12 protein-coding genes are annotated in these 11,970 nt (G+C 70.3%); all 12 read left to right on the top strand.

Going from position 1 to position 11,970, the window contains the following annotated elements; translation table 11 throughout:
• Positions 1–48 precede the first annotated feature (48 nt).
• Positions 49–1,410, top strand: a complete 1,362-nt coding sequence (gene pafA, locus OG259_RS32785) for a Pup--protein ligase (protein ID WP_266889956.1) — start codon at positions 49–51, stop codon at positions 1,408–1,410.
• Positions 1,411–1,527: 117 nt separating this feature from the next.
• Positions 1,528–2,466 carry an FKBP-type peptidyl-prolyl cis-trans isomerase gene (locus OG259_RS32790; RefSeq protein ID WP_328945534.1) on the top strand — a complete coding sequence of 313 codons (939 nt, stop codon included), beginning with the start codon at positions 1,528–1,530 and terminating at the stop codon, positions 2,464–2,466.
• A gap of 43 nt (positions 2,467–2,509) precedes the next feature.
• Complete coding sequence (locus tag OG259_RS32795) at positions 2,510–2,890, top strand: FKBP-type peptidyl-prolyl cis-trans isomerase (RefSeq protein ID WP_328945535.1); 381 nt, start codon at positions 2,510–2,512, stop codon at positions 2,888–2,890.
• A 152-nt stretch (positions 2,891–3,042) separates the two neighbouring features.
• Entirely contained in the window at positions 3,043–3,999 is a 957-nt protein-coding gene (locus tag OG259_RS32800; protein WP_328945536.1) for a helix-turn-helix transcriptional regulator, read from the top strand.
• Between the two features lie 16 nt (positions 4,000–4,015).
• Positions 4,016–4,969, top strand: coding sequence for a helix-turn-helix transcriptional regulator (locus OG259_RS32805; RefSeq protein ID WP_328945537.1), 954 nt, complete (start codon positions 4,016–4,018; stop codon positions 4,967–4,969).
• 104 nt (positions 4,970–5,073) lie between these two features.
• The gene (locus OG259_RS32810; RefSeq protein ID WP_266889946.1) at positions 5,074–5,337 is read left to right on the top strand and encodes a hypothetical protein; all 264 of its coding nucleotides are present in this window, start codon (positions 5,074–5,076) and stop codon (positions 5,335–5,337) included.
• 51 nt (positions 5,338–5,388) lie between these two features.
• Positions 5,389–5,586, top strand: a complete 198-nt coding sequence (locus OG259_RS32815; RefSeq protein ID WP_266889944.1) for a hypothetical protein — start codon at positions 5,389–5,391, stop codon at positions 5,584–5,586.
• A 186-nt stretch (positions 5,587–5,772) separates the two neighbouring features.
• The gene (tatA, locus tag OG259_RS32820; RefSeq protein WP_266889942.1) at positions 5,773–6,069 is read left to right on the top strand and encodes a Sec-independent protein translocase subunit TatA; all 297 of its coding nucleotides are present in this window, start codon (positions 5,773–5,775) and stop codon (positions 6,067–6,069) included.
• A 105-nt stretch (positions 6,070–6,174) separates the two neighbouring features.
• Entirely contained in the window at positions 6,175–7,077 is a 903-nt protein-coding gene (gene tatC, locus OG259_RS32825) for a twin-arginine translocase subunit TatC (protein ID WP_328947251.1), read from the top strand.
• 40 nt (positions 7,078–7,117) lie between these two features.
• Positions 7,118–7,342, top strand: coding sequence for a hypothetical protein (locus tag OG259_RS32830; protein WP_443052059.1), 225 nt, complete (start codon positions 7,118–7,120; stop codon positions 7,340–7,342).
• Between the two features lie 81 nt (positions 7,343–7,423).
• Complete coding sequence (locus tag OG259_RS32835; RefSeq protein ID WP_328945538.1) at positions 7,424–10,252, top strand: DEAD/DEAH box helicase; 2,829 nt, start codon at positions 7,424–7,426, stop codon at positions 10,250–10,252.
• A gap of 181 nt (positions 10,253–10,433) precedes the next feature.
• Positions 10,434–11,855 (top strand): cytochrome P450, encoded by a 1,422-nt coding sequence (locus OG259_RS32840; protein WP_328945539.1) that lies wholly within the window; start codon positions 10,434–10,436, stop codon positions 11,853–11,855.
• Positions 11,856–11,970 lie beyond the last annotated feature (115 nt).

Below are 11,970 nucleotides of genomic sequence, written 5' to 3' on the forward strand. Positions count from 1 at the left end.
AACGTCCAACCCGGTTTCAGCACAGGCCGTCAGGCGTAATGTTCAGACATGGACCGCCGCATTTTCGGGCTGGAGAACGAGTACGGCGTCACGTGCACGTTCAGGGGACAGCGCCGACTGTCTCCTGACGAAGTGGCGCGCTACCTCTTCCGCCGTGTCGTGTCATGGGGCCGCAGCAGCAATGTCTTCCTGCGGAACGGCGCCCGCCTGTACCTGGACGTGGGATCGCATCCGGAATACGCCACACCGGAATGCGACGACGTGACCGAACTGGTCACCCACGACAAGGCCGGTGAGCGCATTCTCGAGGGCCTGCTCGTCGACGCCGAACGCCGCCTGCACGAGGAGGGAATCGCGGGCGACGTCTACCTCTTCAAGAACAACACGGACTCGGCCGGAAACTCCTACGGCTGCCACGAGAACTATCTCGTCGCCCGGCACGGAGAGTTCTCCCGGCTCGCGGACATCCTCATTCCGTTCCTGGTCACCCGCCAGCTCATCTGCGGCGCGGGAAAGGTCCTCCAGACCCCGCGGGGCGCGGTGTTCTGCGTCTCCCAGCGTGCCGAGCACATCTGGGAGGGCGTCAGTTCCGCGACCACCCGCTCGCGCCCCATCATCAACACCCGGGACGAGCCGCACGCGGACGCCGAGCGCTACCGCCGACTGCACGTCATCGTCGGCGACTCGAACATGTCCGAGACGACCATGCTGCTCAAGGTCGGCGCCACCGACCTGGTGCTCCGCATGATCGAGGCCGGCACGGTGATGCGCGACCTGACCCTGGAGAACCCGATCCGGGCCATCCGCGAGGTCAGCCACGACATCACCGGCCAGCGCAAGGTCCGGCTCGCCAGCGGCCGCGAGGCCTCCGCCCTGGAGGTCCAGCGCGAGTACTACGAGAAGGCCGTCGACTTCGTCGACCGCCGCGGGATCCGGTCCGGCACCGTCGCCCAGGTCCTGGAGCTGTGGGGCCGTACGCTCGACGCGATCGAGAGCGAGCGGCTCGACAAGATCGAGACCGAGATCGACTGGGTCATGAAGCACCGGCTCATCGAGCGCTACCGGGCCAAGCACAACATGACCATGTCGAACCCGAGGGTCGCGCAGATAGACCTCGCCTACCACGACATCCACCGCCGTCGTGGGCTCTACTACCTGCTGCAGAAGAACGGCCAGGCGGCCCGGATCTGCAACGACATGAAGATCTTCGAGGGCAAGTCGGTGCCCCCGCAGACCACTCGGGCCCGGCTCCGCGGCGACTTCATCCGCCGCGCCCAGGAGCAGCGACGGGACTTCACCGTCGACTGGGTCCACCTCAAGCTGAACGACCAGGCACAGCGGACGGTGCTGTGCAAGGACCCGTTCCGCTCCGTTGACGACCGGGTCGAAAAGCTGATCGCCGGAATGTAAGCAGGTCATACCGGTCATGGGGCTCCGCACGTCAAACGTGCGGAGCCCTTCGGCGTGACAGGAGGGTCCCCTAGAGTGTCGGGACAACTACTGTGCCGTCTGAGATCTGAGGAACACGTGCGCCGACTTGCCGGCCTTCTCGTCGTCCCGCTGCTGCTGCTCTCGACAGCGGCGTGCGGCAGCGACGACAAGGGCTCCGATTCCGCCTCGATGAAGAACGGACTGCCCGCCATCACCGCGGGTGAGAAGTTCGGGGAGAAGCCGACCCTCGCCAAGGGCGAGGGCGACCCGCCCAAGGAACTCAAGGTCAACGTCATCAGCGAGGGCAAGGGCGCGGTGACGAAGAAGGGCGACGCGATCCAGGTGAACTACCTGGGGCAGGCCTGGGACTCCACGACCCCCTTCGACAACAGCTTCGACCGCGGTCAGCCGTTCGACCTGACCCTCGGCGCCGGCCAGGTCATCAAGGGCTGGGACCAGGGCCTGGTGGGTCAGAAGGTCGGCAGCCGTGTCGAGATCGGCATCCCGCCGGAGCTCGGCTACGGCGCGCAGGGCCAGGGCGACATCAAGCCCAACGCCACCCTCGTCTTCGTCGTGGACATCCTGAAGTCCGTCACGATCCCGAAGTCCGCCACGGGCACCCCGGTCGCGCAGGACAACAAGGACCTGCCGAAGGTCGGGACGAACACCGACGGCAAGGCGCCCTCGCTGACCGTTCCCAAGGTCGACCCGCCGACCAAGCTCGTCTCGAACTACGTGCTCGAGTCCAAGGGCGAGGTCGTGAAGGCGACCGACACGGTCGTCGTGAACTACGTCGCCGCCCTCTGGAAGGACGGCAAGGTCTTCGACTCGACGTACGCCACGGGCAAGCCCGCGAACTTCCCGCTCCCGCAGCTCACGCTGAAGGGCCTCAAGGACGGTCTCGTCGGCAAGAAGATCGGCAGCCGCGTCCTCATCGTCGCCCCGCCGGCCCTGGCGTTCGGCAACGAGGAGAAGCAGGGCATTCCCAAGAACTCCACGCTGGTGTTCGCCGTGGACATCCTGACGAAGATGTAAGACTGTCCCGATCGCGTAGTTCATCAGTATGAGGAGCAGTTCAGTGAGCATCGAGAAGCCCGAGATCGACTTCCCGGGTGGCGAGCCGCCGAAGGACCTGGAGATCAAGGACATCTGGGAGGGCGACGGCGAGCTCGCCGAAGCCGGTGACTTCGTGAAGGTCCACTACGTCGGTGTGTCCTTCGACTCCGGCGAGGAGTTCGACGCCTCCTGGAACCGTGGCGCCCCGCTCGACTTCCACCTCGGTGCCGGCCAGGTCATCCAGGGCTGGGACAAGGGCGTCCAGGGCATGAAGGTCGGCGGCCGCCGCCAGCTGGTCATCCCCGCGCACCTCGCCTACGGCGACCGCGGCGCCGGCGGCAAGATCGCCCCGGGCGAGACGCTGATCTTCGTCTGCGACCTCGTGGACGTGAAGAAGCGCTGACCCTGTACCGGCCGGGCGCCGTCCCGGCCGGTGAAGGTCCTCCGAGGGCCCCCGCCATCCTTGGCGGGGGCCCTCGGCTTTGGCCGCGACACCCCGGGGCGGTACGGTCGGACGTCCGAGAAGTGGATCCGGCGGAAGGGTGCAGGGCGTCGATGGCGATTGCCAAGTCCGAGCGGCTGATGAATCTCGCGCTGTGCCTGCTCGGGACACGCCGTCCCCTGAGCAAGCGGGAACTCCGCGGCTCCATCGAGGCCTACCTCGAAGCGAGCGGCGACGACGCCTTCAACCGCATGTTCGAGCGCGACAAGGACGATCTGCGCGAGCTCGGCCTCGTCATCGAGACCGTCGAGAACCTGGAGGGCGAGACCGGCTACCTCGCCCGCCGCGACTCCAACCGGCTGCCGGCCATCACCCTGGACGCCGAAGAGGCCGCTGCGCTCGGCCTCGCCGCCAAGGTCTGGCAGCAGGCCCGCCTGGCCGGCGCCGCCAGCGGCGCCCTCCAGAAGCTCCGCGCCGCCGGCATGCCGGAGGCGGAGGACTCGTACGACACCCAGCCCAGCGCACTCGAACCGCGGATCCCCGTCCACGAGGCCGCCTTCGAGCCGCTGATGCTGGCCTGCCGCGACCGGCGGCCCGTCGCCTTCGACTACCGCAAGGCCAACGCCGCCCGCCCCGAGGCCCGGCAGGTCGAGCCCTGGACCCTCGAATGCTGGCGCGGCCACTGGTACCTGGCCGGCTGGGACCGCGACCGCGGCGCCGAGCGCGTCTTCCGGCTCTCCCGGATCACCGGCAAGGTCCGCTCCCGGGCCGGCGCCTTCACCGCACCCGTGCCCGATGTCGTCACCGTCCGGGAGACCGTGGAGAGCTGGGCGGGCGAGACCGCCACCCGCTCGGCCCGGATCCGGCTGCGCGCCGGCTGCGGCTACCCGCTGCGGGCCCGCGCCCAGTCCGTGAGCGAGGGCACCGACGGCTGGGACGAGCTGGAGATCCCGTACGGGCACGGGCTCGACGCCTGGCTCGTCGAGTTCGGCCCCGATGTCGTCGTACTGGAACCGGCCGATCTGCGCGCCGATGTGGTCGACCGGCTGCGCGCCGTGGCCAAGGGCTGAGGGGGAGACGTACCGCATGGCTGCCAACGCGATCGACCAGACGAGGCGGATGCTCTCGCTCGTCACCTATCTCCGTGAGCGCCCCGGCGCCCACGTCGCCGATGTCGCGCGCGCCTTCGGGATCACCGAGGACGAGCTGATCTCCGACCTGGACGTGCTGCCCATGTGCGGCACCAGCTTCCGGGGCGGCGACCTCCTCGACATCGACACCGACGGCGACCGGATCTGGTGGCACAACCCCGACGACGTCGCCGCGCCGCTGCGGCTCGCCGCCGACGAGGCGACCGCCCTCCTGGTCGCCGCCCGCGCCGTCGCCACCCTCCCCGGGCTCCGGGAGAGCGACCGCGAGGCGCTGCTGCGCGCCACCGCCAAGCTGGAGGCCGCCGCCGGCGAGGCCGCCGGGGCCAGCTCCCGGCTCTCCGTGACCTTCGAGTCCGAGGGCGGGGTCTTCGCCGAGGTCGACCGGGCGATCTCCGAGCGCCGCCGCCTCTGGGTGCGCTACTACTCGCCCGCTCGTGACGAGCTCACCGAGCGCGAGGTCGACCCGATCCGGCTGTTCGCCGTCGGCCACACGTACATGGAGGCGTGGTGCCGGCTCTCCGAGGCGCGCCGCACCTTCCGGCTCGACCGCGTGGCCGAGATCCGCATCCTCGACGAGCACGCCGCGCCGCCGGAGCTGGAGCTGCGCGACCTCTCCGCGGGGCTGGTCCAGCCCTCCGCCGACGACCCCGAGGTGGTGGTCGAGGTCGGCCCCGGCGGGCGCTGGGTCGCCGAGTACTACCCGCACGACCGGGCCGAGGAGCTGGCCGACGGCGGGCTGCGGATCACGCTGCGCACGCCGGACCCGGCCTCGCTGCGCCGGCTGGCGCTGCGGCTGGGCAGCGACGGGCGGATCGTCGCGCCGCAGGAGCTCGCCGACAACGCCAGAACGGCGGCGGCCGCCGCGCTGGCCGCGTACGAGGGCGAGTGACGTTCCCCGCTCCGGGGACGCTGTTACTGACGTAGTGACCGGCCCGGAGACGGACGCGGCGCACCGAGGCGGGCGTGGACGTACGGGGTCGCGGGAGTCGAGAGATGAGGGAAATGTCCGTGATGCACGGTTTTTCGGCGGCGATGGCCCCGGTCCTCTTCAAGGCCGCCTGCCCCGACTGCCGCTCCCGCTTCGAACTCTCCGCGAGCGCCCTGCGCCTCGCCATCGGGGCGAGCCGCCGCACCACCTTCTACTCCTTCACCTGCCCCGAGTGCGGCAGCTCCGTCCGCAAGCCCGCCGGTGAGCGCATCGTCGAACTCCTCACCGGGGGCGGCGTCCGGACCCTGAGGCTCCACACGACCGTCTGAGCGCGCGGCCCGGCCGCCGGGTCCGCCGCGCCCAACGTCTAGGCTCACCTCATGTTCTGGCCCATGCTCGCCATCGCCCTCGGGTTCCTCGGCATCGCCGTCCTCGGCGTCCTCGCCATCAGGGTCTTCGTCGAGGTCCAGCGCCTCGGCCGTCAAGTGGCCCGCACCACACAGCGGATCAACCAGGCCGCCGAGGACCTCGAGACAGCCGCCACCGGACTGGCCCGAACCGGCGAGTCCCTGCGCTGAATCGGTGCCGTACGCTGCCTGAAGTGGCCCTGAACCGGGCTCGCGGGACGCAATCGGGAGTATGCACGGGCATTGCCCTGCGTTTACTCCTGCGGGTTACGATCGCAGACAGCGCGGTGGCCGGACGCTTGTCCGACCCGCCGGGCACCGCACTCCATGTCGCCTCGGTGAAGAAGGTAAACAGCTATGGGTAGGCTCGGCCCCACCGAGATCATTCTCATCCTCGTCGTCATCATCCTGCTGTTCGGCGCCAAGAAGCTTCCGGACATGGCCCGCTCGCTCGGCAAGTCCGCCCGCATCCTCAAGAGCGAGGCGAAGGCGATGAAGTCGGACGACCAGCAGAGCGCCCCCGCCGACCCGCCGCACGCCGGCACCGGGACGACCGCCCAGGACCAGCCCGCCGCGCGCACCATCCAGGCCGCTCCCGGCGACGTGACCAGCTCGCGTCCCGTGACCGAGCCCTCGGACACCACCAAGCGCTGACCCGGTCCGCCGCGGCCGCCGCACCCCGCGGCGGCCTGCCGCACGAGATGAGGACGTGGGTTGCCCAAGTCTGCCCGCAAGCAGGAGAAGGACCCCGAGGGCCGGATGCCCCTCGTGGAACACCTGCGCGAACTCCGCAACCGCATGGCGAAGGGACTCCTCGCCATCACCGCGGTGACGATCGTGGCCCTCGTGTACAGCGAGGAGCTGATGCAGTTCCTGGCGGATCCGGTGCCCAAGTGCCCACCGGGCGTCACCAGTGACGGCGGCAACTGCGCGCAGGTCGTCTTCAACACGCTGATGGCCCCCTTCAGCACGACGATCCAGCTGTCGCTGACCGCGGGCCTCGTCATCGCCAGCCCCGTCTGGCTCTACCAGCTGTGGGCCTTCGTCGCGCCCGGACTGCACAAGAGCGAGAAGAAGTACACGTACGCCTTCGTCGGCGCGGCCGTGCCGCTGTTCTCCGCCGGCGCCTACCTCGCGTACCTGATCCTCCCCATCAGCGTGAAGGTGCTCATCAGCCTCACGCCCGCAGGCTCGGCGAACCTCCTCTCGCTCGGTGACGTCCTCGACTTCACCCTGCGCATGGTGCTCGTCTTCGGCCTCGCCTTCGAGCTGCCGCTCGTCCTGGTGATGCTCAACCTCACCGGTGTCCTCACCGGACGCCGGATGGCCGGCTGGTGGCGCGGCGTGATCATGGGCGTCTTCGTCTTCGGTGCCGTCATCACCCCGACCACCGACCCCGTCGGCATGATCGCCCTCGCCGGGCCCATCACCGTGCTGTACTTCGGGGCCGTCGGCTTCGCCCTCCTCAACGACCGGCGACGCAAGCGCAACAACCCCGACGCCGAACTCGACGACGACGAGGCCTCGGCGCTGGACCTGACCCCCGAGACCGTCGGGGCCATCGAACCGGTCGGCGCCTCCCGGGCCCTGCCCGAGCAGGCCACCGGAGAGCCGGGCGGGAGCATCGCGCACCGGGCCAACGGCTACGACGACATCACCTGATCTTGTAGGGTCCCCCCGGAATCCGTCCGGGGGGATCCCCATGACCAGCGAGCTCACCCTTCTCCTCAACCCCACAGCGGGCCGCGGCCCGCGGCGCCCACGCCGCCACCCGCGTCCTCCGGGACGCCGGTTCCCCGTCCGTACCGTCCTCGGACACGCCGCCGCCGACGCCCTGCCACGCGCGCGTGAAGCCGCCGCCGCAGGCACCGGAGCCCTCGTCGCCGTCGGCGAGGACGGCGGCGACGGCACGATCTCCCGCGTCTGAGGACCCCGGAGTCGAGCCCTCCACATCCCCTCGATAAAGATCGCGTCACTGTCACAGGGGGCGGGTAGGCTCGATATCAAGATGACAGAGGACCTCACACCAGCCCAGGCGTACGCGGCCGCGAAAGCCCGCAACGCCGAAGCGGCCACCGCGCTGGCCCCCTTCCGCGAGATGTACGAGTTCGATCTGGACCCCTTCCAGATCGAGGCGTGCCGGGCGCTCGAGTCGGGCAAGGGCGTACTCGTCGCCGCGCCCACGGGCTCCGGCAAGACCATCGTCGGCGAGTTCGCCGTCCACCTCGCCCTCACCCAGGGCCGCAAGTGCTTCTACACGACCCCGATCAAGGCACTGTCGAACCAGAAGTACGCCGACCTCGTCAAGCGGTACGGCAACGACAAGGTCGGCCTGCTCACCGGTGACAACAGCGTCAACGGCGATGCGCCCATCGTGGTCATGACCACCGAAGTCCTCCGCAACATGCTGTACGCGGGATCACAGGCCCTCTCCGGCCTCGGCTACGTGGTCATGGACGAGGTCCACTACCTCTCCGACCGCTTCCGCGGCGCCGTCTGGGAGGAAGTGATCATCCACCTCCCCGAGTCGGTCACCCTCGTCTCGCTCTCCGCGACCGTGTCCAACGCCGAGGAGTTCGGCGACTGGCTCGACACCGTCCGCGGCGACACCGAGGTCATCGTCTCCGAGAGCCGCCCCGTCCCGCTCTGGCAGCACGTCCTCGCCGGACGCCGGATGTACGACCTCTTCGAGGAGGAGACCGACCACGGCGGCCGCGGCGCCTCCCGACGCGAGGTCAACCCCGACCTCCAGCGCCTCGCCCGCACCGAGAACACGCGCACGTACAACCCGCGCGACCGGCGACGCGGCAAGATGGTCCGCGAGGCGGACCGCGAGCGCGAGCGCCGCCAGCGCTCCCGCATCTGGACCCCCGGCCGCCCCGAGGTCATCGAGCGCCTCGACGCCGAAGGGCTCCTGCCCGCCATCACCTTCATCTTCAGCCGCGCCGGCTGCGAGGCCGCCGTCCAGCAGTGCCTCTACGCCGGACTCCGGCTCAACGACGACGAGGGGCGCCGCCGCGTCCGCGAGATCGTCGAGGAGCGCACCGCCGCCATCCCCAGCGAGGACCTCCACGTCCTCGGCTACTACGAGTGGCTCGAAGCCCTGGAGCGGGGCATCGCCGCCCACCACGCCGGCATGCTCCCGACCTTCAAGGAGGTCGTCGAGGACCTCTTCGTGAAGGGCCTCGTCAAGGCCGTCTTCGCCACCGAGACGCTCGCCCTGGGCATCAACATGCCCGCGCGCACCGTCATCCTGGAGAAGCTCGTCAAGTGGAACGGCGAGCAGCACGCCGACATCACCCCCGGCGAGTACACCCAGCTCACCGGCCGCGCCGGCCGCCGCGGCATCGACGTCGAGGGCCACGCCGTCGTCCTCTGGCAGCGCGGCCTCGACCCGGACCACCTCGCCGGACTCGCCGGCACGCGCACGTACCCGCTGCGCTCCAGCTTCAAGCCCTCGTACAACATGGCGGTCAACCTCGTCGAAGGCTTCGGCCGGCACCGCTCCCGCGAGCTCCTCGAAACGTCCTTCGCCCAGTTCCAGGCCGACCGCTCCGTCGTCGGCATCTCCCGGCAGGTGCAGAAGAACGAAGAGGGCCTCGACGGCTACCGCGAGGGCATGACCTGCCACCTCGGAGACTTCGAGGAGTACGCGCGGCTCCGCCGCGACCTCAAGGACCGCGAGACCGAACTGGCCCGCCAGGGCGCCGCACAGCGCCGCGCCCAGGCCGCCGGCTCCCTGGAGAAGCTCAAGCCCGGCGACGTCATCCACGTCCCCACCGGCAAGTTCGCCGGACTCGCCCTCGTCCTCGACCCGGGCATCCCGGCCGGCCGCACCAACGGCCACCGCGGCTTCGAACACCACGACGGGCCACGCCCCCTCGTCCTCACCGCCGAGCGGCAGGTCAAGAGGCTCGCCTCCATCGACTTCCCCGTCCCGGTCGAGGCGCTGGAGCGGATGAGGATCCCCAAGTCCTTCAACCCGCGCTCCCCGCAGTCCCGTCGCGACCTCGCCTCCGCGCTGCGGAGCAAGGCCGGACACATCAACCCCGAGCGCCACCACAAGCAGCGCTCGGCCGCCGCCGACGACCGCGAGATCGCCCGGCTGCGCACCGAGATCCGCGCCCATCCCTGCCACGGCTGCGACGAGCGCGAGGACCACGCCCGCTGGGCCGAGCGCTACCACCGTCTCCAGCGCGACACCCAGCAGCTGGAGCGGCGCATCGAGGGCCGCACCAACACCATCGCGCGCACCTTCGACAGGATCGTCGCGCTCCTCACCGAGCTCGACTACCTGCGCGGCAACGACGTCACGGAGAACGGCAAGCGGCTCGCCCGGCTCTACGGCGAACTCGACCTGCTCGCCAGCGAATGCCTCCGCGACGGTGTCTGGGAAGGCCTGACCCCGGCCGAACTGGCCGCCTGCGTCTCGGCGCTGGTGTTCGAGGCGCGCCAGTCCGACGACGCCGTCGCGCCCAAGCTGCCCGCGGGCAACGCCAAGGCGGCGCTCGGCGAGATGGTCAGGATCTGGGGCCGTCTCGACGCCCTCGAAGAGGAATTCAAGATCAACCAGGCGGAGGGGGTCGGCCAGCGCGAACCCGACCTCGGATTCGCCTGGGCCGCCTACCAGTGGGCCTCCGACAAGAGCCTCGACGAGGTACTGCGCGAGGCCGAGATGCCCGCCGGTGACTTCGTCCGCTGGTGCAAGCAGGTCATCGACGTCCTCGGACAGATCGCCGCGGCGGCGCCCAGGGAGAACAGCACCGTCGCCAAGAACGCCCGGAAGGCCGTGGACGCGCTGCTGCGAGGTGTCGTCGCCTACAGCTCGGTGGGCTGACGGCTCCCGTTCCCTCCCTTCAGGCCGAGTGCCCGTGGCGATCACGCCACGGGCACTCGGCCTTTTCCGGACGCCGGGACGCGGTTGTCCACAGGCCGTCGTCCACAGGGGTGGCGCGGGCAGGGGCATTCCGATTGCATGGACTCACAAGCAGCGAAGGTCAGTTGGGGAGGGGACGTTCATGACCACGCAAGCCGGTCATCCGCATGCCGGAACACAGGGCGAGGGGCAGCCGACGGAGGCGCGGGCAGTGGCGCCGGCAGCGATTCCGGTTGTCGTCGACGGGCCACGAGGCGTGCCCCTCCTCGGCAGCTTGCCCGCCTTCGGCAAGAACCCGCTGGCCTTCTTCGAACAGCTCCGGGACCGCGGCGACTTCGTCCGCTGGCGCTTCGGCCGCAAGCCCTCCCTCTTCATCGCCCACCCCGACACCGTCGGCGAACTCCTCACCGAGGTCGAGCGCTCCTTCGACCAGCCGGACCTCGGCATCGCCTTCCGCACCCTCCTCGGCAACGGTGTCATCGTCTCCAAAGGGGCCGACTGGCGCCGCAAGCGCTCCCTGGTGCAGCCCTCCGTCCGGCCCAAGCAGGTCCGCTCCTACGCCTCGACCATGACCGAATGCGCCGTCGCACTCGCCGACCGGTGGACCGACGGGCAGCCCATCGACATCAAGAAGGAGATGGCGGCCCTCACCCAACTCATCGCCGTCCGCACCATCTTCGGCGTCGACACCGCCGCCGACGCCGAAGCCATCGGGCAGGCCATGGAGGTCGCACAGAAGGAGATCGGCGCCGAGTTCAGCGGCATCGGAGCCGTACTGCCCGACTGGCTTCCGACCCCCGGACGCGCCCGCATCAAGCGCGCCACCGCCGTCATCGACGCCGAGGTCTCCCGCGTGGTCTCCCGGCACCGCGACGGCGAGACCGAACGCCCCGACCTCCTCAGCCGGCTGCTCGCCGCCCGCGACGAGACCGGCGCACCCCTCTCCGACCAGGAGATCCGCGACGAGACCGTCACCCTCTACATCGGCGGCCACGAGACGACCAGCTCCACGCTCGTCTGGGCCTGGTACCTGCTCTCCCGGAACCCCCAGGTCCGCGACGCCCTCACCGAGGAACTCGACCGGGTCCTCGCCGACCACGAACCCGGCTACGACGACTACGCCTCCCTCACCTACACCCAGGCGGTCATCAAGGAGACCCTCCGCCTCTACCCCACGATCTGGCTGATCACCGGCCTCGCGAAGGAAGGCGCCACCCTCGGCGGAACGCCCGTCCCCGCAGGCACCCGCGTCTGGTCCAGCCAGTGGGCCACGCACCGGGACCCCCGCTGGTACGGCGACGCCGAGGCGTTCCGCCCCGAGCGCTGGATCGAACGGGACGGCGAACCCGCCGAGGAGATACCCGAGTACGCCTGGTTCCCCTTCGGCGGCGGCCCCCGCGTCTGCCTCGGCACCCGCTTCGCCCTGGTGGAAGCCGTCCTGGTCCTCGCGGTCCTGGCCCGCCGCTACCACCTGGACCTCACCACCGACGAGATCCTCCCGGTCCCGAGCCTCACCCTCCAACCGGACCGCGACGTCCTGGCGACGGTGCGGGCACGGGGCTGACGCGCCGTACATGCGCACCGCGCGACTTTTCCACCTGACGGCGCGGAAGGGCACGGACTCCGGGGGCGGGACCGAGGGACGGGCCGCCCGCCGCGGCTGACGGAACGGGAGCTGC

Origin of the sequence: Streptomyces sp. NBC_00250, assembly GCF_036192275.1 — a bacterium.
Classification (GTDB): Bacteria; Actinomycetota; Actinomycetes; order Streptomycetales; family Streptomycetaceae; genus Streptomyces.